Origin of the sequence: Roseibium album (assembly GCF_965233825.1) — a bacterium.
GTDB lineage: Bacteria > Pseudomonadota > Alphaproteobacteria > Rhizobiales > Stappiaceae > Roseibium > Roseibium album.
The window spans coordinates 5,846,756-5,871,163 of record NZ_OZ247583.1; the positions used below are offsets into that span (position 1 = coordinate 5,846,756).

Below are 24,408 nucleotides of genomic sequence, written 5' to 3' on the forward strand. Positions count from 1 at the left end.
TGGAGAAACAACCGATGAAAAAAATGAGCAAAAGCCTGATTGCCGTCGCCCTGTCCGGCGCTTTATTGGTCCCGACAATTGCAACAGCCGAAGCCGGTCCGAAACGAGGCTGGAACGGTCATCATCACGGTGGGCACCACTACAACCACAGACGTCATAGAAACAACAACAACGTTGGCGCAGCCGTTGCGGCAGGTGTGATCGGTCTCGCCGCGGGCGCAATCCTTCTTGGAGCCGCAAACCGGCCAGCTTATGCTGGACCGCCCCCACCCCCGCCGGCGAACTACTACCCACCTGCGCCCTACCCGGGCCAGGTTCACGGCGCGGTCGGATACCAACCCTGGAGCCCGGCCTGGTACCAGTACTGTTCATCGAAATTCCGGTCCTTCAATCCCTCGACCGGCACCTACACCACCTATCGGGGCGAGCAGCGTTTCTGCCAGTAACTTTCCGAGTTCGTCCCGCACCTTCCGGCAGCAGGCAAACCGTCAGCCGAACTGACCTCCCGTCTGCTGCATTTTTTTCCTGCGAAACTCGTGATACTGGCAAGGCCCAACTACTGGATTGGCATTGACAATCTTAAAGTCAGATGCGCTTCTTAGCTCAATGCATCGGGCTATTCTTCATGGTTCAATCGTCTGTTTCTTGACCCTGCTCACGCAGATCGGCGGGGTGGCCTGGTTGATTGCACTCGTGACCAAACACCGGCTTCTAACGTTCGCATCTCTTTATGTGGCGCTCACGATTGCAACAATGTTTGTGGCTCCCATGTTTGGACGCGTACCAGTGAACTGTCGGTCAGAGGGAGCATTCAAAATGCAGTCTCCGGTCTATTGCGTACTCAACCGGAACTATGTCTCGCCTGAACTGCGCAATGTTGTGCAAGAACTTGCAGATAACGTGTCTAATCAGTTTCCCGGGACAATCACGTTGGCGCTTGATGGAAGTTTCCCCTTTTTTGACAGTTTTCCGTTACTGCCGCACTTGTCCCATGATGATGGGCGAAAACTGGATCTCGCCTTCTATTATCGCAACGATACAGGCTATCTGCCTTGCAAAACTTCTTCGCCAATCGGCTATTTCGATTTTGTAGACGGTGAAACGTCATGCGCCGACAAGTGGCGGTCGTTGCGATGGAATCTGGAGTGGCTGCAACCCCTCTGGCACGATTTTCAAATTGAACCCGCACGCACGCGAGCGGCAATCGCGTGGTTGGCGCATGACCCTCGTGTTCAAAAAATTCTCCTTGAGCCTCACTTGCGAGATACCCTCGCCGTTCGGTTCGACAAAATACGCTTCCAGGGTTGTTTCGCTGCCCGTCATGACGACCATATCCATTTTCAAATTCATTGACAGATCAGATACGTACAGGTCTTGCCATGGCAGCCGATATCCAGATGCATATGCGACTTGTGAAACTCATCGCCTTCCGGGCTGAGAACAGTCGTAAAGCGCTCGCATGCACTCTTGTGAATGGCTTTCAAATACAGTCCTTGCGCGGTTTCCTGTCCCCAGTCCGTTTCTACTGAAACCGAAGATCCGTCGCGCATTTTAAATCCGGAAATATCAACCGCCTTGCCCAGCGCATGCTCGGAGAGTTTGCCGTCAGGCAGGTTGTTGCGCCGGCGGCATTGATAACCCGGACCAGTGCCAATAACACCAACACCTGCCTTGAAGTGTTGCTCAGCCGCAGGCAGGGCGTCAATTTGGAGCCACTTCGTCAAAACCCTTGCAAACTCGCATGAAACCGTTACCGGATTTTTGAAACTTACGGAAGCTTCCTTGTACATTATCGCCGTGAGCCTGACAGGAGCCTCGACGCCGCAACCCGCATCGCCCGACCGTTCTCCGTTGATATCCGGAAGCAGAGAATAGGTCGCTCCTGTCAAGTTGCATTTCATTGGGGCTGCAGATGGCGCGATCGGTGTCTCCGCACGTTCCCTGTCCCGATTGGGTTTGCGCTGCGGGAGGTCAACACCCTCGATAAAAGGCTGTTTGTTCGGGGTTTCCAGTGGCTTGGCGCGTGGCACCGGCTCCAAGGCGTTTACCGGAACCGATAGCATTGCAAGAACTGGCCAAATCACAAATCCGGAAACTGTGACTTTCAGCATGGGCAAACACCCTCTTGCGACAGGAATCAATTTATGGATGACTGCCGACCAGCATCAATCAACGCATATCGATTGTCGAGCCTCCAGAATGACACTTGAATTATATACTGCCTACGTCTTTGCGACACTCATCGTCCTCGCGATACCCGGACCAACCATCATGTTGGTCGTCAGCTACGCATTGACACAAGGACGCCGGTCTGCGTTCGCCAGCGTCATGGGCGTCGGACTTGGCGATGCTACCGCAGCAACCGTCTCACTCCTGGGACTGGGCGCCATTCTGGCAGCATCTGCAACTGCCTTTGCCCTGCTGAAGTGGGTCGGAGCGACGTACCTTGTCTGGCTGGGGATCAAGATGTGGCGCAGCCGCCCGGGATCTTTGGGCGTGCAGCACGTGGAGAACATCCCCGTGCGCAAGATTTTCTGGCATGCCTATGTCGTCACGTCACTCAATCCCAAGGGCATTGTTTTCTTCATGGCGTTCCTGCCGCACTTTATCGCCCCTCAGGCCACGGTTGCTCCCCAACTCGTTCTTTTGGGATCGACATTCGTCGTGCTGGGCATTCTGAACGCTGCGGTCTACGCATTTGCGGCGGCAGCGGTCGGACGAAAACTCAGGAATCCGTCACTACTAAGAATGGTCAACAAGGTTGGTGGCGGTTTTTTGATATCCGCGGCTGCCATGACGGCAACACTGCAACGCTCCACCGGCTAGCATCCTTTGCCGGTCTCATCGGCTGGCGGCAAATGGAACATTCTTTTTTGGACGGCGCTTCGATTTTTCGGTGTTCTCGTCCTCTGGCTTGGGGCCGAAAGTTGCTCCGGACTTTTTTAATGTCTCCAGAGAACGCTTTGCACCCTGTTCGCTGAGCGCATCATATCGCTGGATAGCCGCATTCAGCTCCAGCCCACCCATCCGCAACCGACGAGCGCGCATGGTCAGAATATCCTTGTAGGCAGCCGCGGTCACACCGTTCGCCTTGCATAGGATGATCAATGCCTTGTCGCTTGCACTGAACAGCAGTTGCGATACCGCGGCTTGAGGCAGGTCGCTGACCCTTGCCAGCAACATGCCCAGCTCAGCTGTACGGTCTGCCCTGGCGAAATTTTTCACCGCTTCGTCAATGTTTGTCTTCTTGCTCATCACATCCTTGATGAGCGCGTTTGACTCTTCTCTCGCATCGTCCAGCTTGTGTGTTCGCGCAGCAACTTCTGTTGCTGCTCTTTCTGCCAGCAGATGAACAAGGGTGTTGTCTGCCCCAAGCGCCGTAATCCGTTCCTGCAATGCAGATGTCAAAAACGGCAGCAAGGCATGCGCCGCCTCCTCCGGAAGATCCGGGCGACTGACCAGCGCCGCCTGAATCGATTCATCGGAACGCGCTTTTTCGACAAGTTTGAGGAACGATGCTTCAGCGAACTCCGCCCCCTCGTTTTCCGCGACTTTCGTCAAAACCTTGCTGTCACCCCGGTCAACCAGCACTGACGTCACGGTCTTGTCGACCGTTTTTCGACCGGCAATCGCACCCAGGTGATCCATCGATGCAGAGGAAGCAATCTCCACCAGATCTTCGGACGTCAGCGCCGGGGAGTGTTCAAGTACCGGTTCGGCAACTGCGATCGTATCTTTCGCCAGTTTCACCATAAGCTCGTGAGGAGCACCCTCTTCGTGGCAAACTCTTTTTGCCAGGATCATGCGTGTTTCTTCTTCGAGCTGACCCAGCACCTTCAGAACGATATCGCCAAATAGCAGGCTGATCTGTTCGTCACGGTCGTCACCAGAACTGACAAACAGGTCAGTGAGCGTACTGATCAGGCTCTTGCGGCCGACAGCACTTGTATCTCTTGCCAGCTCCGCCAGTTTCGAAAGATTGAACATCTACACTCCGATGCGCCGACTGCGCTTCGGTTCAAGCTAGCAAGAGCATGTTAACATTACGCTACTCGTGTTTCGCCGTCCGGACGGCGTGTCCGGATCAATTTAAACCGATTGATATTGATTCGAGATTTGGCGCAATGAAAAAAAATCTGACCCAAACAGACAAACCTACGACTTTTGTACAACAGCTTATTTCGTTACCGATCAAGACTTTAAGGATAGAACACACGCACAGTTCAACCAATAAGCGCAATCTTCCGCTGCATCGCAGCATCTTTTTTGCTTCGTTTCCCTAAATCACTGCCTTAATATTGAAGTGTCAAAGTGAGGTAATCGGGAGCGGACAGATGACTCTAGCGCGGAACCTGAACAGGATTGCCTTTATCGCAGCATTCGTATTCTTGGCTGCAATTGTGGTCGGCCTTATCTAAGCCGGTCCGAAATGCGAGTAAATATAACGCTTTAGGGCGTATGCTTGTAAACTGACAAAATGTAATAACGAAAAGTCTTGAAACTCACGCCAGCCGCACCAGAAGGTGTCGGCGGGCAGAGAGTGTTATCATTCGATTTTTCTGGCAAGACAATTGGCGCAAGGTGCCATGACGCGGGCCTTCGCGCTTGCAAGAAAGAATGTTGTCGAGCGGTCAATACGCACAACCTTTAATTGTGCAAATTATCCACAGGGCGATCTGGCCTGATGTGCCCGGCCCAAACCGCGTATCTCAACCGGGAAATCGGTTTGCTACGCAGCAAGCTCAAGCGTCTTCGCCAATGCCGCGTCCCTATTGGCCGGGTCGGCCATCAGTTGATCGGCTGCAACAATCGTAACATCCTTGATACCGACAAAACCGAGTACGTGTTCAAGGTAGGTAGAAGCAAAATCTATTTCGGACCCTACTTTCGTACCCCCGGAAGCTACAAGAACATAAGCTCGTTTGTCTTCCAGCAGCCCGATCGGACCGTTCTCCGAGTAGACGAACGTTTCACGCGCTCGCGCAATCTGATCTATCCAAGCTTTCAGTGCAGCAGGAACGGAAAAATTGTAGATAGGTGTTCCGATCACAATGGTATCGGCCGACTTTAATTCACTCACCAGGGTATCGGAAAAAGCAAGTTTCATACGCTGCTCTGCGCTTCGCTTGGCCGGATCGGTGAAATTGGCTCCAACCCATTCCTCGTCCAGATACGGCAATCCCTGGGAAACATCCCGTACAAGTACTTTTGCGTCGGGATCCTTGCCGATCAGGGTTTTCACCAAGGACTCTGTCAGAGCGCGCGTGACCGAATCTGTCTTTCTGGCAGAGGCATCGATTTGAAGGATAGTGCTCATGATGTTCTCCAAATTGCGAACCAAAGGGCTTTTGTTCGAAAACATGAGATAATCAGTTCGAATGAGGCCCACTAGGTGTTAATTTGTGAACAGTCCGTTGAACGAGAGACGGTTGTCAGCTTAACTCATGCGTTCAGACTCGGGCCTTGTGTTCAGGAAGTCCGGTCGCAGCGTTTTGCTTTCGAAAGTATTCAGGGTGTCAGCGTATCTGTCCGACGTATCGCTGCATTCCGTCCGGAGACGGCATGTTTGCGTGCAAGCTGGCAAATTCTGATAGTTTTTCAGCCACAACCGGCTCAGGCAGAGAACTGCGTCGTGTCGAAAGGTCGACATGCAACAACAACGTCTCCACTGTCGCCGCCAGCTTTTCATCGGCACCTTTCAGAAAATGAAAAAGGTGCAATTTCTTGCCGTCACCATTCAGAACCTGCGTTGTAACCGTTAGTGGTTCACCCGCGCTCAGTTCGTCAAGATGACGGATATGCGTTTCGACCGTGAAATAGCTATTGCCGGATTCGACGTAATCGAAATCGACGCCGATCATTTCCATGAATCTGTCGCTCGCAGCAGCTGCTGCCTCGAGGTAGTGGGCCTCGTTCATGTGCCCATTGTAGTCAACCCAGCTCTGGGGCACTTTCCGGCTTACGGTGACGGGCAGGACTGTGTTCTTGTGAACCGGAAAAGTCGCCTCATGCCGACTGATAACCCCCCCAGCCCCGCTGCCGGTTTTTTTGAGGGCGCGCATCATCCCGACCAGATTATCGTCTCGCAGGTGCTCAAGCTCACGTATTGTCATGTGGCCGGACTGGGCATCTGATTGTCCCGCAATCAGACCCACCAGTTCATCGTCAAACTCCGGCACATCCATCAGTTTCGTCCACGGCCATTCCAGTGCCGGTCCGAATTGAGCCATGAAGTGCTTCATGCCCGCTTCACCTCCGGCAATCCTGTAGGTTTCGAATAGCCCCATCTGCGCCCAGCGAATTCCGAACGCCATGCGAATGGCTTCGTCGATCTCTTCCGTTGTCGCAACTCCGTCCTTGACCAGCCAGAGACTTTCCCGCCAAACGGCTTCCAGAAGCCGGTCGGCAATATGGGCATCGATTTCCTTGCGCAATATCAGCGGGAACATGCCGAGTTTTTTCAAGATGTCGGCAGCCTTGGCGGTTACTCCCGCATCTCCGACCAGTTCGACAAGTGGCAGCAGATAAACCGGATTGAAGGGGTGGGCGACGATTGCCCGAGCGCCTTTGCCATTCAAGTCGGATGGTTTGAAGCCGGATGTAGATGACCCGATCACAGCGTCCGCAGCAGCAAGCTCTGATATCGCACACAGGACATTGTGTTTCAGTTCCAGCCTTTCAGGAATACTCTCCTGAACCCAATCGGCCCCAGAAACGGCGTCGGCCATTTCCGTGTGAAATGTCAGCGTTCCTTCCGTCGGCATCATCCTGTCATAAAGGGAAGGAAGGCTTCTGCGGGCATTTGCGACAACTTCATTGATCTTGCGTTCGGCGTCCGGATCCGGGTCGAACACCGCAACGTTCCAACCGTTCAGAAGAAAGCGGGCCGCCCAGCCTCCACCGATCACACCACCACCGACAATAGCAGCTTTCATTTTGGAGCTTTCTTTGTCAGTCCGAGTTGGGACCGGACTTCGTCGGGGCCCATGACGCGCGCGCCCATTCCTTCAATCACCGACGCCGCTTTTTCAACAAGTTGCGCATTTGTTGCCAATACGCCTTTTTCCAGAAAGAGATTGTCTTCCAGTCCGACACGCACATTACCTCCCGCCAGAACTGCGGCAGCCGCATAAGGCATCTGATCCCGCCCCAGGCTGAAAGCTGACCAGTTCCAGTCTGGCGGGATCGCGTTCACCATCGCCATGAAGGTATTCAGATCGTTCGGAGCTCCCCACGGAACCCCCATGCACAATTGAACGAGCGCCGGGGAGTCCAGGGTTCCTTCGCTCACCAACTGCTTGGCGAACCAGAGGTGCCCTGTATCGAAAGCCTCGATTTCTGGCTTAACTCCAAGGTCCGTCATCATGGCCCCCATCGCACGAAGCATTCCGGGCGTGTTGGTCATAACATAGTCTGCTTCAGCGAAATTCATCGTCCCGCAATCCAGGGTGCAGATTTCCGGAAGACATTCCGCAATATGAGCCACGCGCTCGCTGCCACCAATCATGTCCGTCCCGGATTCATTCACCGGGAAGGGCGATTCGGTTGGGCCAAAGACAATGTCTCCGCCCATACCAGCGGTCAGATTGAGAACCACATCAACGTCGGCAGCACGAATGAGATCGGTTACTTCGCGATACAGGTCGAGCCTGCGGGAGGGTACCCCTGTTTCCGGATCGCGCACATGACAATGGACAACGGCAGCCCCCGCCTTCGCGGCATCTATTGCACTATCAGCGATCTGTTTCGGGCTGCGGGGTACGTGAGGCGATTTGTCCTGTGTGCTCCCTGATCCGGTCACGGCGCAGGTTATGAAGACTTTCCGGTTCATCTGCAATGGCATGTTATGTCTCCTATCGACCTTTCCAGACCGGGTCTCGTTTTTCTGCGAAAGCTCTCGCTCCCTCGAGCTGGTCCTCGGAGCGATAGAGCCGTTCGACAGTTTCAAATTGGCTTTTGGTAATGCGGTTCAACGCATCCTGAAACTTCATGTCTTCCGCCTCTCTCACGACTTCCTTGATCGCCGCATAAACAAGCGGAGGTCCTGACGCCAGCAGATTGGCGAGTTTCCACGTCTCTTCCTTGAGACGCTCAGGCGGATGGATATGATTTATCAGGCCCCAGCGAGCAGCCTCCTCGGCATCAAGCCAACGGCCTGTCAGAAGCATTTCCATCGCGATGTGATAGGGAATTCGCTTCGGCAACTTGATACTAGCCGCGTCGGCAACCGTCCCAGAACGTATTTCAGGCAAGGCAAAAGTTGCATGATCTGCTGCCAGGATGACATCCGCTGACAACGCGAGTTCCAGCCCGCCTCCACAGCAGATTCCGTTGATTGCCGCAATTACGGGTTTGTTCAGACCGCGTAGTTCCTGGAGCCCACCGAACCCGCCCTTGCCGTAGTCGCCGTCGACTGCATCACCGTCTGCGGCAGCTTTCAGATCCCAGCCCGGACAGAAAAATTTTCCTCCGGCACCTGTGATGATTGCAACACGCAATTCAGGATCGTCTCGAAAATTAGTAAACACCTCCCCCATGATCCGGCTTGTTTCCAGATCGATTGCATTTGCCTTCGGACGATCGAGTGTGACTTCGAGAATTCGGTTTTCTTTCCGGATTTTCAGGTGGCTAGCCATCGTTTTACACCTCACATCTGATCAGCGCGTCCGCTGCAATGGCAAAGTTTTCACCGCAAAGGAGCGGATTAACTTCAACTTCCGAAACTGCCGCCGACATGGCATAGGCCTGAACCGACATCACTGCGTCGACAATCGCTGCCCTGTCGCAAGCCGGTTGCCCGCGATAACCCTTCAGGACACACCCAATCTTCAATTGATCCAACGCCGTTTCAACGTCACTCCGGGAAACAGGCAAGATCATCGAGAAGCTGTCTTGAAGCAATTCGGTAAGCACTCCGCCGGCAGCCAGCGTCAGCACATATCCGTGAGCTGGATCCAGCACGACACCAATCAGCAATTCGATCACCGCATCAGAAATCATTTCTTCAACGAGGAACGTTTCAGCAGGCATTGTTGACGCCGCATCAATGACGTCCTGTCTGGTTTTCAATAGCAGTGCAACCGCACCTGCTTCACTTTTGTGCGCAAAACCAACACCTTTCAGGACGACAGGAAATCCGATCTGCACAGCTGCATCGGCAGCGCGTTTCGAAGAATGCACACTGATACTCTTCGGGGTCCGAAGTCCATGACTTCGCAGAAGTGCTTTTGCCTGCGCTTCCCCGATCACAGTTTCTTCCTTTGGCGTTCTGGGAATATGGATCGCATCCTTGGACGGCTCCTTGCCGGCAAATGCTGCAGCTTCGATGGCGGCAAGCGCGTCTTCCAACCCGCATAGCGGAACCAACCCTCGCGCGAACAAATCAAGTGCGATCGCCTCGGGCATTGTCTCTTGCAGGGAGCTGAGAATACCCATCGGCTTGCCGCTCTTTTTTTTCGCAATTTCCACCGCATCAATAACTTGCAACCAATCATCCAAATCACAACGGTCGGAGCGTGGGAAATCAAGTACAACGACACCGAAGGAGGCTTCGCCCTCCATCATGATCGAAAAGACGTGACTCATGGAATCGACGTCTCTCCAGATGTAGGTGTGGTAGTCAAGTGGATTGGCCAGGGCCACCTTGTCGCCGAGCAATTCATTCAGAACCGTTTTTTGTGTGGCACTCAGTGCCGGAAAGGTGATGTTTCTATCCGAGGCCAGATCCGCAATGAGGCTCGCTTCGCCACCTGAACATGACATGGACACGATACTGCCATCGGCAAGTGTCCCGACCATGTGCATCATCTTCAGTGTTTCCAAAAACGTGGAAAGACTCGTTACTTCGGCAATTCCCAGCTTTGAAAAGAGAGCACTTGCACCGACTGCGCTACCCGCGAGCGACGCGGTATGAGACATGGTTGTGGACCGCGCTTGAGCGGATCGGCCAATTTTCAAGACGACAACGGGTTTGCCCGCTTTTTTGGCACGTCGCGCAAAGTTTTCGAATGCCGACAGGTCATCCAGGCCTTCAACATAGAGCCCGATCGCAGTTACCCGCTCGTCGCCAAGAAGAGCTTCAGCGATCGCGGACAACCCGGTCTGAGCCTGGTTCCCTGCGGTCGCAAGATACGCAATCGGCAAACCTCGCTTCTGCATTGTTAGGTTCAGCGCGATATTGGACGACTGCGTCAGGATCGCGACACCGTTGGTCACTCCAACCAATCCGTGCTGATCCGGCCAGAGCGCGGCGCCATCCAGTGCGTTGATGAAGCCATAGCAATTCGGTCCCAAAATCGGCATCTCGCCAGCCGCTTCAACCAGAACGTCCTGTAGATTGTCGGCGTCCTCAAGTTCAGCCGACGCTTCTTTGAAGCCAGAGGCGAAGCAAACGGCACCGCCTGCGCCAATCTTCGCAAGTGTTTGAACGATCTCTATAGTCGAATGGCGATTGACCCCGACAAATGCGGCATCAGGAACGAATGGCAGTTCTGCGACAGAGCGAACGGTGGGCGAACCAGACAGTTCCTTTTTGCTGGGATGGACCGCACAGATATCGCCGCAAAACCCGTTTTTTCGGCACTCACGAATGACATTTTCACACCAGGCTCCACCACCGACAACAACAATGGATTTGGGACGAAGCAACCGTCTCAGGTCACGCATCGACTAAGCTCCAAGCGGTCGGAAAATGTCACGGCTGATGATATGACGCTGGATTTCGCTGGTGCCGTCCCAAATACGTTCCACGCGTGCATCGCGCCAGAAGCGTTCAATCGGAAAATCATCCATCAGTCCCATGCCACCATGGATTTGCAAGGTGGTGTCCGTGACCCTGGCAAGCATCTCTGTGGCATAAAGCTTGGCGCTGGCAATTTCCCTGTTGGCGGACAGCCCCTGATCCAGACGCCATGCACCTGAAAGTGTCAGCCAGTCGGCCGCGTCGATTTCAGTAATCATGTCTGCAACCTGAAAGCTGATCCCCTGAAACTTTGCGATCGCCTGACCGAACTGATTTCGTTCAGCGGCATAGGACACGGCGTGGTCGAAACATCTTCTGGCCCGGCCAACACTCATCGCCGCAACGGTGAGGCGTGTCGCATAGAGCCATTCGTTCATCACCGCAAACCCGCCGTCGACTTCCCCAAGCACCTGGGTGTCAGGCAGTCGGCATCCATCAAAATAGAGAATATAGTTCTTGTAACCGCGATGACTGACCGATGTGTAACCCTCGCGGATCTCAAATCCCGGTGTGCCACGGTCAACCAGAAAGCAAGTGATGCGTTTTTTGGGCCCCTTGGGCGTATCGTCGACGCCCGTCGCCACGAAGACAATGAAAAAATCCGCATGTTCTGCGCCTGAAATAAAGTGCTTTGATCCTGAGACGACCCAATCACCCGCGTCCCGCACTGCCTGACACTTCATGCCTCGCACATCCGAACCCGCATCGGGTTCGGTCATTGCGAGTGCATCCATCTTGTCTCCGCGTACCGCAGGCAATAGATACCGTTCTCGTTGCTCTTCCGAACAGGCCATGAGAATATTTTGAGGACGCCCGAAAAAATGCGTGAGCGCCATGGATCCACGGCCAAGCTCTCGTTCTACAAGCGTGAAATCCAGATGGCCAAGTCCGGCGCCGCCGACGGTCTCCGGAAAATTGCAGGCATAAAATCCAAGATCGATGCATTTGCGCCTTATCTCATTCCCGAGTTCAAGAGGTACCTGGCCGGTCTTTTCAACCAGCGCCTCGTGCGGATAAATCTCATTTTCCACGAACGAACGCACCGTTGAGACAATCATCTCCTGCTCTTCGCTCATACCAAAATGCATCTACGATCTCCTCTTGCCCTACCTGTACAAGAGTGAGACAAGACGACGGTCGAGAGTGTGCAGTATTGGTAGAAAAGTATGCAGAAATTGAAAAAATCTGACATGGTACGTTCCTTGGGTGTTCTGCTCTTCGAGAACTTTTCCAATCACTGCCTGGCAAATGCCATCGAACCTTTCCGTGCAGCCAACGCAATTGCACGACAAACGCTCTACGAATGGCGGCATTTCAGTCAGGATGGGGGAACGGTAACCTCGTCGAGCGGCTTGCCCGTCGAGACTGTTTCACTGTCCGACGTCGCACCAAGGGGCAACTATCTGTTTGTGATGCCGAGCTATGGCTATTCCGAACTGGCCGATCCAAAAATGTGCAAAACACTTCGTGCTGCGCGCAACCGTTTTTCAACACTTGTCGGCATGGACACAGGCGCTTGGCTTTTCGCCAAGGCCGGTCTGCTCGATGGACGCAAGGCGACAATTCACTGGGATGAATTCAACACTTTTATGGAGAGTTTCCCTGACATTGAAGCGGTCGAAGACAGATATGTCATTGAGGATGACCTTGCGACATGCGGCGGGGCATCGACAGCGTTCGAACTGACACTTGAGTTGATCAGACGTGAACACAGTTCAATGTTCGCGCTCGAAATCGCAGCGCTTTTTATGCATGGCGACAAGTTGGAATTGTACGATCCGCTCCGGCGGTGGTCGACTGACGCACTGGTGCGCAGGGCAACAGCCCTTATGCGAAGAAAACTGGAAACCCCTCTGCCGATCCCGGAACTCGCAAGACAACTCCGCTCAGACCAACGCACGCTGGAACAACACTTCCAGCGCAAGATGAACATGACACCTTCGTCTGTGTACCGGGGAATTAGACTGCGCGAAGCGCGGCGCCTGGTCGAACTCACCACTTTGAGCATTGCCGAGATTTCAGAGCGATGTGGCTATCGAAACACAAGTGCGATGATCCGGGCTTTTCGACAGGAGTTCGGTGATCCTCCCGGATATTATCGAAGTGTTCGTTGAAACTTCGGTATCGCCTCAATGAAATTTGCCGATACGCGAAACAGTTGGTCTTTGTTTTCACTCCGTTAGCCTTGATACCGTTCTTGACAAACCGTCCGTCACGAGACCCGATAGGATGAGGTGGAATTGCCGTCAAAGTTCGGCTGCGTCTCATTGAACAACGGTTCTGTAAGACGAAACTCAATCATACCAGGAAGAATTCTGATGATTGCACTTATGCGTGTCGCGGTAGTCTTTCTGGTGACAGGACTGGGAATGCCCTATGCATTCGGGCAGAACGTCGACACGACTGAATACGCTGGATCAAAGACATGTTCTGGGTGTCATGAAACCGAAGCTCTCGCCTGGCAGCGTTCGCACCACGCTCAAGCCTGGGCGAACCCAAGCGATCAGACGGTTGACGGAGACTTTGACAACACTGAATTCACGCACCGTGGACGAAAGAGCCGTTTTTTTCGAAAAGAAAACGGGTTTTTCATCGAGACCGAAGATTACAACGGGCCACCCAAAACATTCGAAGTGAAGGGCGTCGGTGGTCTTGCACCACTCCAGCAGTACCTGATCGAAACGGAGCCAGGCCGTATACAATCCTTCGACGTCGTTTGGGATCAGGAAAAAAAGGAATGGTATCACCTTTACCCGGAGCAGCAATTGCTGCCCGAGGACGGTTTTCACTGGAGTGGCCCCTACAAGAACTGGAATGCTCGTTGCGCCGAGTGTCACTCAACGGGTTTCACAAAAAACTACAGTTTTCCCGACAAACGATATCAAAGTGATTGGGCGGAGATCGGTGTAGGTTGTGAAGCCTGTCATGGACCAGGCGCGGCGCATGTAGCCTGGGCTGAACAGTCGAAACCGAACAAGGAAAACCTGACTTCCGAATTGAAAGAAAATGGCTTGCTGATTGAGTTTACCGACAAAAAAGCCGAAATTGAGATACAGCAATGCGCTGGATGCCACTCGCGCCGCGAACCGTTTCAGAATGCGAGCCCGGTGCCGGGAACTCCGTTCCATGACACCTACCGGCTGGCGCTTCTCCGTGACGGACTATACCATGCAGACGGTCAGATTCTTGACGAAGTCTATGTCTTTGGCTCGTTCCTGCAATCGAAAATGTACCAGAACGGTGTGCGTTGTTCCGATTGCCACGAGCCGCATAGCGGCGAACTTCGGGCGGTCGGCAACAGCATTTGCTCGCAATGCCATTCGCCGGCAGGCAACAAGGCATTTCCCACACTCACCTTGAAGGACTACGACGATCCAGCCCATCACTTTCACAAAACAGGATCGGAAGGTGCACGCTGCGTGTCATGTCACATGATAGAGCGCACCTATATGGGAATTGATGGGCGCCGCGATCACTCATTCAGGATACCGCGTCCGGACATATCCGTGAAAATCGGAACACCAAACGCCTGTACCGACTGTCACCAGGACAGGACAGCAGACTGGGCAGCCAATGAGATCGAACTACGATTTCCAGCAAGCACGCGTCGAGAGGATCATTTCGGCCTTTTGTTTGCTTCTGCGAGACGGGGCTCGACCGGTCTAGGCGAAGATCTTTTAAGTGTGGCAAGACAGGAGACATACCCAGCGATCGTCCGCGCGACAGCACTTGATCTCTTGACGAGAGAAGCAAACCCAGAGTTGGCGAATCAGGTTGGAGAGTTTTTGAATGATCCGGATCCTCTCGTAAGAAGAGCCGCTGTTTCCGGGCTGCAACACGCTTCTTCCGAAATCAGGGCAAAGAACATTGTTTCTGCTTTAGACGACCCTACCAAGACAGTTCGCATTGCGGCGGCACGCCAATTATTGGGGCTGCCGCGCGGCCAACTTCCTCCAGGCGCATCGGCTTCGGCACGTGAGGCAACACGCGAATGGCAGCAATCTCTTGCAGCAAAATCTGACTTTCCCGAAACTCACATGGCTTTGGGTGGCGCTGCCCTGGCGATGCGAAATCCTGCAGCGGCAATTTCCGCGTTTGAAGAAGTAGTAAGCCTTGATCCGCAACTCATTCAGGCTTGGGAGTTTCTCGTTCGGCTGCATCTTGCTCAACAAAATTTTGCAGCTGCAGAATTCGCGCTGCAAAAAGCGCTGGCGAGCAATCCTGAAGATCAGAACCTGCTGGAACTGAAAAACCGGTTTCCAAGGCAATAAGGACGCCAGCTCAACGGGTTGTTGCCCCTTGTCCCTTACACAACCTGCTGAAGTGCACCGACAACCGCAGTGCCATCGAGCGGGATCGCCCTGCCCTTCTGGTCTACGGCAAATTCGGTCTGCCCCGCCGGAATTTTCGGAAGCGTGTTGCTTGCACCGGGCGTATAGTCACCACCGCCAGGACCACCAGTATTTGACGACTGGTCGTTGACCCAATCCGGGTTGACCGCCTGGAACGGGTTGAAGACGTGGTGGAACGGACCTTCTGCATTGGCTGATTTATCATCACCTAATTGCTCGCCAAGCCAAGATTGATAGCTGTAATTATCATTGCCGGCGCTGTCGCGAATAGCCGTAACCTTCGTGTCGACGCCATGACGACTAGCCCAATTGCCCACAATAGGCTGGTCAATGTCGTAGTCGCCTTTCTGGTTGAACTGCCAGTGGTACGAAAGTTTTGACACCCCGTCTTTAGGTATGGATACCGTGCCTATGTCGTTGTACAGGAAGTTAGTGCGCTGCCCGACAATGGTGTTCATAGCCTCGCACAGGTTTTCTACTGTGGATGTGTCACCATCACCAAAGACAAGGAACGCGGTTTGCGAACCGACGAGCGTGTGTATCTCAACAACATTACCTATTACGGCAACGCCTTGGTCCCCGAACGCGTCTCCTTGGAACTGAATGGCATTGCCATTGTTGCCGGACCTCGACACGGTATTCCAAGCAAATACGGAGCCGTCGGCCTGGCCAAGCTGGTGATTATTCGCAGCTATCTGGGCGGCGTTGCAGGCTACCATGTTGTAAGGTTGGTTGCCCCCAAACGCATTGCCAGCGAAAAGCATGCCGCCTTGGGTGGTTCCGAATTGACCGCACAAGCCGATATAGGGACCCGTGCAATTGATAACTGCCCCGCGTCCATATTGGTACGTTAAGGCTTCATAGCTACCTTCACCATTGGCGAACGAGCATGCGCAGTTTTCAAAGGCAAGATAACCATTTCCCGTGTTGTCGCCCCTGAACATAATAAAGTTACGTTCTTTGCGAATGTTGATATCTCGAACATGCAGGATCGGTGGGATCGTGCTGCCGGATGCACTTGACGTTCCATCCGTCAATACTGCGGTTGCGTCTTCACCACGCATGGTGCATGGGAGCTTATCCAGCGCACCGCCCATGCCACTCAGCCTATCGGAATAGGTCGTCCCTGAACTTAGCACCAAGTCAACGCCGGAAAGGTTGTTCCAACCATTCTCAGCCAGGTTGACTGCCTTGGCGGCTGTTGCTGCTGCTGCGAAGCTTGCAAACGGATTGGCCTTTGCTGTGGCCTCATCTGTATTTGCAGCAGGAGACCCCGTCCCGGTTCCGTCCACATAGGCGTAGACCTTGTTGTACATCGTGCCGCCGATGTTGCAGATCGCCCGGAGGGACGAAATATTCGGGCTCGGGTACGCGGCCCCGTCGACAGAGAGCTGAAATGCATCACCGACCCAGGGATAAATGACGGCATCGACTGTGATAAATTCGCCATCCGTCAGGGACGACAGATCCCAATTCGGCTGGAAGTAATTGGCATACAGTCCGGAAGCGCTGTATTGGCTCGTTGTCAGAGCCGAAACGGTACTCTCAACCGTGTTTGTGCCATCAGAGGCAATGAACTTGACGGCACGAACTGGCCTGCCTTGTTGAGCATGGCGATGGTAGACGCACAGTTTTGGAGCCCAGGCAGCGCTTTTGACTTCCTGATCTTCGAGCTCCAGCCAAACGGCTTGAGGCTTTCTGTACGCTTCGGTTGAGCCGTTTGTGACGGTCGCGATTGCCCCGCCCGAATTAGCGCTTGCTGATCCGCCGCTGCCGTTGTCAGTGTAGAGAGAAGCCGCGGCAACGGCCGTTACGGTATCGCCGGCATAAATCCTCGCGGACAGCGACAGAACCACTTCCAGATTGGAAGTCACTTCCGTTTCCTGCAGAAGCGGTCCATTCGGGTACGGCTGGCGAATGACGGAGGTTGCAAACACCGAGCGCTGAGTTGTGGTCTCAACACCGGCAATGTCCCAGGACTTGGATGTTACGGTGAGCAACAGCCCTGGCGATGACGGGTTGTTAAGTCCGCTGTAAGTTCCCCCATCGACCGCGTTCGTGACGGTCATGGTTGCTTTCCAGCCTCCAGGATCGATAACGAGAGACGTGATTTTGTCATCATTCGGCGAAGCTTCCACAACGTTGATTGTGAAAGTTTGCTCGACACCCCCACCACCATTGCTTGCACGGATCCGGATATCATGACTTGCAGGTGCGCTGACTGCGGCGGCAAGTTCAAGGTTGCTTCCGTTAACCAAAAATTTGCTCTCCGGATCTGTAACCTCAACGAGCGTTACAGGCGCATCGCCATCGCTGGAAATCGTCGCGACAACTGATCCAGGCAAAGCGTCTTCGGTAAGCTCGGTGGTCGAAAGGCTAAGCACAGTTGGAGCAACCACAACGTCAATCACGTTGATGACAAACGTTTGTTCGTGGAAGCCCTCAGAGTTTTGCGCTCGAATCCGGACCGTGTGACTCGTGGCAGTTCCATGATCCAGGCCAGCAGCCAGGGTGAGACTTGAGCCAACCACATTGAATTTGTTGTCCGGATCGGAAACTTTCGAAAGCGTAACCGGCGCCGTTCCGTTGCTGAAAATTAACGCGACAACAGCGCCAGGCGATACGCCTTCAGAAACGGACGTTGCAGAAAGACCAATAACGCTTGGCGCCGAAGGAACGCCCGGCGCACTTGAAGAGCCGAACGGCAAAGACAGTCCGAATTCAAACCCCAAATCCATTGGAATACATCCTCTTGTTGGCCGAACCGGCCGAGACCTATTTTGCGACGAAAGAGGCTTTCCCGCCTTCCGGGCAACTGACGATCAGGGATTGACCGACACCCAGAAACCAGCGCGGCGCGACAAGGGGATTGGGTGTCGACCCAATCGCCACATAAACTGCGGCATCGCCGGAGTTCACCAGCCGGGCGAAATCCAGAATTCCGGCGGCAATGGTTGAAGGCGTGTTTGCAGTCGCCATTGTTTCGGATGCACTTGCATTGCCATCGAAAGCAGGCATGGCAGAGCCGTTTGCCGATCGACCCGAGACAGGGGCGAACGTCACTTCAAGTTCAGCGGGCATGTCTATTACTCCTATGAGATTTTGAGCTGTCGCTCAGTCGTGTTTCCCACCGCGCCACATGTTCAAGACCTTGGCAGCGGCCCCCACCGGGTCGCGGCTTGCGCGGATTACAAAGACCGCAAGATTGCGGCCGGTCATCGCGAGAATTCCCGCCATGCCAAAAGCCCAGCTATCGGACATCGCAAGAAGCTCGCGCAGAGGTTCACCAAAAACGAGAGCAGCCATGAAGCCGACAAAGAACGTTGCCAGCCGATCACGCGGTGAAAGATCTTTCGGGAGAGCCGCACCGATCGCCGCAAAGGCTGCAATCACGCCTATCTTGGTCAACGGCATCGACCAAAACCATTCCATCAAAGTTTTCAACGCCGCCCCCGGATCGCGCTTGAGAGTGCTTGAGCCGACGCAACCAGGCCGCCAGATCCGAAGATCGAAGCCACAATGATGTCGACATATGGCTTGACCGACCGCGGGTAATCCGCCACCGACCATGAGAAATCAAAAACCGTGTCACAGGTGATGGCCAGAAACCAGAACCCGACCGATCCGGAGAAGAGGCACCAGATGAACCAGAAAGCGCGATAGCGCCTGGCGTCTGCGCGCTCTTCCGCCGCCGTTTCCGCATAGCGGTTGACAGCATTTGCCCGGATTTCCTGCCGCTTGGTGTCATTGCTGACCGCATGATCGATGCTCTTGAAAATCCGATTGAACGGACCCGACAGGAAAAGAGAAGCGATCTTGCCCCACATCACGCCACCTCGCGGCCACGGAATTTGTTCCAGCGGCGTTGAATGACATCCCGATAGCGCCAGGCGAAATACACAATCGTCAGGGCAGCAACTCCGGCGGCAATCCAAGCCCAGGGAAGGCCGGAGAAGAACGCGCCGACACCAGACACCACCGAAAGCCCCCCGCCCTTCTGCACACTGTCTTTGACTGCAATGGCATCGCGTTGAAGCTGTGCCATCGTGGCAGGGCCAATGATGCCGTCATTGTTCAGGTGCGGGTGTGTCTTCTGATAGGCCAGAACGGCCTCTTTGGTGTTCTTGCCCATCCAGCCGTCAATTTCACCAGGATCAAAGCCGAACCGCTTCAAGACCTCCTGCGCTTCCTTCACGACAGGATCCGGCTCAGTCGGCTTGACCTTGCGGACCTCGCGCTGCGTGCCTTCACCAATGCCGGTATATTCACCGGTCAGGAACAGGTGCGCCTCTTCCTTGCGCCGGCGAACCAGGCCGGGCAGCTTCCGGCCACCCGCCTTGTTGTAGTTTTTCGCCCAATGCTCAGCGGCCAGTTTTTTCTTACCCTCGACCCAAAGCTGAAATGCCTTCCAGCGCGTGAACCGAGCGCCGAGATTGAAGACGGCCGACACAGCCGCATCAAACTCATGTTGCTTTGCCTTGGAAGGCATTGCGTTAAGCACGGGCGGTTCGTATTCGTCCTGAAGCGCCGCGTTCAAGATCTTCCGGTTTTGATCACGCGTGATGGTATCACCGGATTTGAGCTTCCGGCCCCAGAAAGTGCGAAAGACCGTGCTGCTGTTGGTGAACCCGGTTCCGATCGTCAGGACCCCCGTCGGATCGAGGTAAGCACGCGACACAAAACCTTCATGGTTCTCAACGAAAGCCACGCCTTGTCTACTGGTTTTCATGAGACTTCCTTTCAGACACAAAAAAACCGCCTCAAGGGCGGTGTGTTTCGGCGAAATTCGGCATGGCAATTAAGGCCAGTAGCGCTCATTCGTTTTAAAGTCGGTCGGAATTGGGTCCATCGCCTTGATTGAATTGGCGGCAACGACTAGTCGTCTTTCCCGTTCCGCCATGAACTGGCTTAAAGAAAGCAATGTCTGTGCATCCATTGGCACCTTGGTATTGTCCTTGGCGATCCAGGTGAAATCGTCAGTCTGTCCGTGCCAACTGAGGTCGCCGACTTGCGCACCTGCCATGATGGCAGCGATTGCGGACGTCACGACATGACTGATCCTACCCCTGCTAACCTGATCCGCTTGAAAGTTTACGCCCTGGAACACGATATCCAGAAAATTGCGGCGATCTCGCTCGATGTTGACCTCATCGCGTGAAATCGCCCGCAGATTGGGAGACCACGTGTTCGTATCCGGATCGAAGTGATAATTTTCACCTGGTTTCGGTGACGCTTGACGCCAACCTGACGGATAATCCAATAGGTATTCGTCCGAGGGCCACCCTGTTGTTTCCCAATATCCACTGCTTGGATGAAAAAAGCCGTATTGAACCATTATGCAACCTTCCTAAGTTCAAGCCAGGCATGAAGTGTCTCGCCATTCACCGCCGCGACTTTGTAGTACCAGCCGTCGGGAATGACGGCATTTACTCCATCACCAGAAAAAGTATTGTTGGCTGATCTTGATATCTCCATATAAGAAGAAGGGTTTTTACCAGAATATAGAATGAAACCCTGAAAGATCGCAGTACTTCCACTCCCCTGTTGTGGCACCGAGATTGCTATCGGACCACCATCGGTGTTCTGATAGTCGGTATTCAATACTCGCTGCGAAACAAGGTCCTGCCATTCCTGATTTACACCGAGCATCCGATCTGACGTTGCCGCCAAAAATGTCTCCAATATATCGACCTTTGAACTAACCACCCCAAGATCTTGAATGACCGAAACAGCCGTGAGAACGGCTGGATCGTCTATTCCATCGGCGACCTTTACTATCCAAGCCGTCACGACGGATTTCGGACGGGTCTCGTTAGACGTCCGTGCAACTCGTGAGGCATCAAATGATGCACCGACAGCGCTTGTGCCGGTTGCAGAGGTTCTGGTGACGTAGTTGCTGCGTGTTCCCGTGACGATTTCAAATGCGCCTGTAGCCGTATTCAACGAATGATCTGTACGGGCAAGGCTGCTGGAAAATTCACCGGAAATGTTTTGTATTGCATCGTCCTGCACGCTTCCAAGCGTGCCATAGGCGTCCGGATTGATTGCACCAGATGGATCCCAGCCACGAACGTAGCGGCCGGCGAAATCGGGAAAGTTTGCCGTTGTACTCCCGTTACCGTTGCCATGCCGAAACACACGACAAGTCGAACCGTTTGCAAACGCGCTTGATGAAAGGGTGACTTGATCGGGTCCATCGACGGACTGGATTGTTGTATTGGCAAGAATACCGGTGCCCTCAACAGGCATTCCAACTGCCAAACCCTGATCGGAACCTATCCCGCTTACAATTGGGGAGCCATTGCTTAATACAACGCTCCGTTCCGGTGCATAAACATCCAGCAATTGAGGAAAACTAGCACGTAAAAAAGTCTGTCCGACGTCCTTAACCACCACCCAAAATGAATTGGGTGCCTGATCACTTGGCCAAGGCATCGCCGCGCCGACGGGGATTCTCCCATAGCCAAGCACAGAGGTCGCATTCGTTGCCGCGTCAATCACAGCCTGCTCGGCTGCATTTTTTGCGGAAGCGGCCGCGGTAGCAGAAAAGGCCGCGCTTGAAGCAGATGATGACGCTACGGTTTCAGAGTTAAATGCACTTGACGCGGACGCGCCTGCTTCGGTCTGCGCCGTCTCGGCGCCAATCATCGCTGCCTCTGCCAAACTTTTCGCTGACTGGGCTGCCGTTACAGCCGTTGAAATCGCGGCACTATCGATAAGCGCAGGCACAAGTTCGTCGCCCTGGCGAACAATTCCGTATCCGTCTGGTAGATCAGGAACTTCCAGATCTGGTAGGTTCCCCTCCAGGCTTGGTGAAACCCTCAGAGCTCGGCTAACTTCACCTGCAATTGCCTGAACCTGCAAGGCGGTCCTGTCCATCCCTTTTTCCAGAACAGCAGGGTCGATTTCCCCGCCGTCGAGAGTAAGCGTTTGATCATATTTGCTGGTCAACACAATGGTCAGCCGTTCATCTGGTGACACATCTGCACCGTTGAAGTGCACGGTTCCTGGAGCCAGATTTCCACCGGAGTAAGACCAATTTCCCGGAGATTGCTGATAGTTCCATTCCGTATCCACCCCAAGCTTATCGGTATGGATTACCTTCAAGTCACTCTGATCGGTGAATTGGAATGGTATCGTGACACTATTCGTCACCCCGTCACCCGATATTTGGGCGCGGGTATTCGCCAATGCTGAAACAGTCATATTCGAGCCCTTATCTTTCGAAAGTCAAAAAATCAGTTTGTTTGTCCAAAAGAAAAATTGTTGTCTAATATTTCAATAACAGCATAATTTTCCAGAATTATATTTAAATTTATTTAGTACTTACTTATTTATCTTTCTATTTTCAACTTCACCCAAGAACTTATCCTTCGAGAACCACTCCGCAGCCTTTTCTTCTGGCAATCCCTTCGTTTCGGCGAGACCATTCCAGATTTCCAGGGCCTTTTGCGTTGCCAAGTCTGCACCACCTCTGAAAATTCTGCCTGGTGCTGCGGACTCGAGCCTTTTGAGTTTCGCGAACGAAGCCGCAACCTTTGATGCGTCCTGGTTGCGAATGCCATGTGAAATCTCCGCAAGGTAAGACGGTGGCACCTGGCCTTTGTTGTGTACGAGGATTTCCACGAATTCGTCTTTGTTGAACCTGTCGGTATCCAGGGCCTTATAGGCGCGCTCTGCCAAGCCGCTATCTTTGCGCAAGTCAGACTCGCGATTTTCGGGCCTGGAGAACCATTGGATGGCCTCCAGTCCTTTTTCCTGTTTCTCGATCTGATCCTGCATATCCGAAAGCAGTTGCGTCTTCTGACCTTCTTCAAGATTTCCGCTGTCACGAATTTCCCGAGGATCCAGCAAAAACGGGTTCTCTGCAATCTGGCTGGCAATCCTTGCTTCTTCACGATACCCGATCGCGGCTTTCTTCTTCATTGCTTCCAAGAGCAGCTTGTTTTGCTTGTACGGTGGCAACAGGCGCGCTCTTGCTTCAAACAAAGCGGGGAGCTCAGCTTCGGTTTGAACGTTCTGATCAGATTGCAAACCCGTCGCGCCTGCTTCAACATCCGTGGTTTCGCCAACTGCATCGCGCTTGGATCTTAACTGGGCCAAACCTGCAATCTGGTCTTCAGGCGGAAGGGTCTCCAGCCAGGTTTCAGCCAGTGTTTCAGTGACCAGGCGAAGTGCGACTTCCTTTTTCGCCAAAGGCAATGGCGCGATATCGACAAGAGCGGCAAGACGCGCCAGCGATTGATCAATACTATGAGGTTTGTCACGGATTTCCGAAACGGCGAATTCCTTCGACGTTTCTATCCCTCTCAACAGATAGGCTTCACCGTCTGCGGCCTCGTCGGCAGCAAAGTCTTGAAGCAACTGCTCTTTCGAAAATCCTGCCTTGTTCGGGTAACCTTGTCCGGTATCATCGGACGCGCCCTGCCGCGCGCTGATTTCAGTGGATTCTATGAAATCCAGCATTCCTTCACTCAGCCCGGTTGGTGCGGAGCGCTCGTTCTGGCGCTCTTCGGCGCGTTTGGCCTTGGCCTCAAGAATTCGCCGCTCTTCGCTTTTTGCGGCCTCGAACTCCTTGAGGTTTTTCTCACGCTTGCGTGCGCGCGCCGCCAGATTGTCAACTGCCGCCGCTGATTGGCCAAATTGCCTGCCCAATTGCGCCGTCGCAGCACCAACAGCCGTATCCGCCACGACCCCGGGTGTACGCACGCCCGGAAGTGATTGTGTCCCCTGAAATCTCTGCAATCGCGCCATATTTGAGGCCTTCCCCAGTTTGAATAATTCTTGACGCACTCACATCCTGTGCATCGTGACGGACGCGATCACTTGTCGCGCGCGTAAACGGCATTTCCAAGAGTTGTAAATGCGCCCGTCACACCACCCAGCATCGCGCTAAAGGCACCTATACGTCCCGCTTTCCGGTGTGATTGGGCTCGCTGCCGCGCTGCATTGGCTTCGAAGGTCAGGTTGCCCCGTTGTCCCTCTGCGCGATAGCGGATCGCTTCAATACTTTGTGCTGCTTCGAAAGCATTGTCGTCTGCGATATCGGTCAGCGAACCGGTTTCCGACAATCCTCTTTCGGCTCCGGCGGCGCGATTGAAACCAAGGCTCTTTTCGTATTGCTCAAGGGTTCTCTTGCGCTCAAAGGATCCCTGCGTCTGATTGATATCTTTCTGTCGCTCTGCCAGCTTCACTCTTTGCTCTTCTGCTTGCGCCTGGGCCTCAGCCTGTTGCTGGGCTCCTTGCGCCTGTGCGGCGCCGCCGGCAAGCGACCCTGCGATCGAAACCGCCGCCAAAACTGCTGGATGACACATA

The 24,408-nt window shown here is 53.8% G+C and carries 22 protein-coding genes; 5 read left to right on the plus strand and 17 right to left on the minus strand.

Going from position 1 to position 24,408, the window contains the following annotated elements:
- The first annotated feature begins 14 nt into the window (after positions 1-14).
- Entirely contained in the window at positions 15-446 is a 432-nt protein-coding gene (locus tag ACO6TI_RS26865) for a BA14K family protein (protein ID WP_029060927.1), read from the plus strand.
- A 124-nt stretch (positions 447-570) separates the two neighbouring features.
- Positions 571-1,353 (plus strand): hypothetical protein, encoded by a 783-nt coding sequence (locus ACO6TI_RS26870; protein WP_422383729.1) that lies wholly within the window; start codon positions 571-573, stop codon positions 1,351-1,353.
- On the opposite strand, the gene ACO6TI_RS26875 is transcribed toward ACO6TI_RS26870, so the two are convergent.
- Positions 1,347-2,111 carry an extensin family protein gene (locus ACO6TI_RS26875; RefSeq protein WP_196917813.1) on the minus strand — a complete coding sequence of 255 codons (765 nt, stop codon included), beginning with the start codon at positions 2,109-2,111 and terminating at the stop codon, positions 1,347-1,349. The genes ACO6TI_RS26870 and ACO6TI_RS26875 overlap by 7 nt on opposite strands.
- An 88-nt stretch (positions 2,112-2,199) precedes the next feature.
- Here ACO6TI_RS26875 and ACO6TI_RS26880 point away from each other — a divergent pair, with 88 nt between their 5' ends.
- Complete coding sequence (locus ACO6TI_RS26880) at positions 2,200-2,826, plus strand: LysE family translocator (RefSeq protein ID WP_422383730.1); 627 nt, start codon at positions 2,200-2,202, stop codon at positions 2,824-2,826.
- Positions 2,827-2,841: 15 nt separating this feature from the next.
- Here the strand turns inward: ACO6TI_RS26880 and ACO6TI_RS26885 are convergent, their stop codons facing one another.
- The 7 genes from ACO6TI_RS26885 to ACO6TI_RS26915 all read right to left on the minus strand — a co-directional run bounded on the left by ACO6TI_RS26885 (position 2,842) and on the right by ACO6TI_RS26915 (position 11,829).
- On the minus strand, positions 2,842-3,987 hold the full coding sequence (locus tag ACO6TI_RS26885) for a DUF2336 domain-containing protein (RefSeq protein ID WP_055117397.1): 1,146 nt from the start codon (positions 3,985-3,987) through the stop codon (positions 2,842-2,844).
- A 742-nt stretch (positions 3,988-4,729) separates the two neighbouring features.
- The gene (locus ACO6TI_RS26890) at positions 4,730-5,317 is read right to left on the minus strand and encodes an FMN-dependent NADH-azoreductase (RefSeq protein ID WP_055118024.1); all 588 of its coding nucleotides are present in this window, start codon (positions 5,315-5,317) and stop codon (positions 4,730-4,732) included.
- 199 nt (positions 5,318-5,516) lie between these two features.
- Complete coding sequence (locus ACO6TI_RS26895) at positions 5,517-6,935, minus strand: carnitine 3-dehydrogenase (protein ID WP_422383731.1); 1,419 nt, start codon at positions 6,933-6,935, stop codon at positions 5,517-5,519.
- Positions 6,932-7,843 (minus strand): 3-keto-5-aminohexanoate cleavage protein, encoded by a 912-nt coding sequence (locus tag ACO6TI_RS26900; RefSeq protein WP_422383732.1) that lies wholly within the window; start codon positions 7,841-7,843, stop codon positions 6,932-6,934. The genes ACO6TI_RS26895 and ACO6TI_RS26900 overlap by 4 nt, the downstream gene beginning before the upstream one ends.
- 10 nt (positions 7,844-7,853) lie before the next feature.
- The gene (locus tag ACO6TI_RS26905) at positions 7,854-8,636 is read right to left on the minus strand and encodes a carnitinyl-CoA dehydratase (protein WP_422383733.1); all 783 of its coding nucleotides are present in this window, start codon (positions 8,634-8,636) and stop codon (positions 7,854-7,856) included.
- A gap of 4 nt (positions 8,637-8,640) precedes the next feature.
- On the minus strand, positions 8,641-10,665 hold the full coding sequence (locus tag ACO6TI_RS26910; protein WP_422383734.1) for an acetate--CoA ligase family protein: 2,025 nt from the start codon (positions 10,663-10,665) through the stop codon (positions 8,641-8,643).
- Positions 10,666-10,668: 3 nt separating this feature from the next.
- The gene (locus tag ACO6TI_RS26915; RefSeq protein WP_104703596.1) at positions 10,669-11,829 is read right to left on the minus strand and encodes an acyl-CoA dehydrogenase family protein; all 1,161 of its coding nucleotides are present in this window, start codon (positions 11,827-11,829) and stop codon (positions 10,669-10,671) included.
- Between the two features lie 102 nt (positions 11,830-11,931).
- On the opposite strand from ACO6TI_RS26915, the gene ACO6TI_RS26920 reads away from it, so the two are divergent.
- Positions 11,932-12,855 (plus strand): helix-turn-helix domain-containing protein, encoded by a 924-nt coding sequence (locus ACO6TI_RS26920; protein WP_209014540.1) that lies wholly within the window; start codon positions 11,932-11,934, stop codon positions 12,853-12,855.
- Positions 12,856-13,059: 204 nt separating this feature from the next.
- Positions 13,060-15,012 carry a multiheme c-type cytochrome gene (locus ACO6TI_RS26925; RefSeq protein WP_422383735.1) on the plus strand — a complete coding sequence of 651 codons (1,953 nt, stop codon included), beginning with the start codon at positions 13,060-13,062 and terminating at the stop codon, positions 15,010-15,012.
- Between the two features lie 35 nt (positions 15,013-15,047).
- On the opposite strand, the gene ACO6TI_RS26930 is transcribed toward ACO6TI_RS26925, so the two are convergent.
- The 9 genes from ACO6TI_RS26930 to ACO6TI_RS26970 form a co-directional block, all read right to left on the minus strand.
- Positions 15,048-17,831, minus strand: a complete 2,784-nt coding sequence (locus ACO6TI_RS26930; protein ID WP_422383736.1) for a cadherin repeat domain-containing protein — start codon at positions 17,829-17,831, stop codon at positions 15,048-15,050.
- Positions 17,832-17,868: 37 nt separating this feature from the next.
- Positions 17,869-18,174, minus strand: coding sequence for a hypothetical protein (locus ACO6TI_RS26935; protein ID WP_422383737.1), 306 nt, complete (start codon positions 18,172-18,174; stop codon positions 17,869-17,871).
- Positions 18,175-18,207: 33 nt separating this feature from the next.
- Positions 18,208-18,525, minus strand: a complete 318-nt coding sequence (locus tag ACO6TI_RS26940) for a hypothetical protein (RefSeq protein WP_209013622.1) — start codon at positions 18,523-18,525, stop codon at positions 18,208-18,210.
- A gap of 8 nt (positions 18,526-18,533) precedes the next feature.
- Positions 18,534-18,920 (minus strand): hypothetical protein, encoded by a 387-nt coding sequence (locus ACO6TI_RS26945; RefSeq protein ID WP_422383738.1) that lies wholly within the window; start codon positions 18,918-18,920, stop codon positions 18,534-18,536.
- Complete coding sequence (locus tag ACO6TI_RS26950) at positions 18,920-19,822, minus strand: glycoside hydrolase family protein (RefSeq protein WP_422383739.1); 903 nt, start codon at positions 19,820-19,822, stop codon at positions 18,920-18,922. The genes ACO6TI_RS26945 and ACO6TI_RS26950 overlap by 1 nt, the downstream gene beginning before the upstream one ends.
- Positions 19,823-19,891: 69 nt before the next feature.
- A complete protein-coding gene (locus tag ACO6TI_RS26955) occupies positions 19,892-20,428 on the minus strand; it encodes a DUF4376 domain-containing protein (protein ID WP_422383740.1) in 537 nt (178 codons plus the stop codon).
- Positions 20,428-22,299: a hypothetical protein gene (locus ACO6TI_RS26960; RefSeq protein WP_422383741.1), complete on the minus strand. Its 1,872-nt coding sequence runs from the start codon at positions 22,297-22,299 to the stop codon at positions 20,428-20,430. The genes ACO6TI_RS26955 and ACO6TI_RS26960 overlap by 1 nt, the downstream gene beginning before the upstream one ends.
- A gap of 120 nt (positions 22,300-22,419) precedes the next feature.
- Complete coding sequence (locus tag ACO6TI_RS26965; RefSeq protein WP_422383742.1) at positions 22,420-23,847, minus strand: hypothetical protein; 1,428 nt, start codon at positions 23,845-23,847, stop codon at positions 22,420-22,422.
- Positions 23,848-23,915: 68 nt separating this feature from the next.
- Positions 23,916-24,407 carry a virion core protein, T7 gp14 family gene (locus ACO6TI_RS26970; protein WP_350184721.1) on the minus strand — a complete coding sequence of 164 codons (492 nt, stop codon included), beginning with the start codon at positions 24,405-24,407 and terminating at the stop codon, positions 23,916-23,918.
- Position 24,408: the final 1 nt, after the last annotated feature.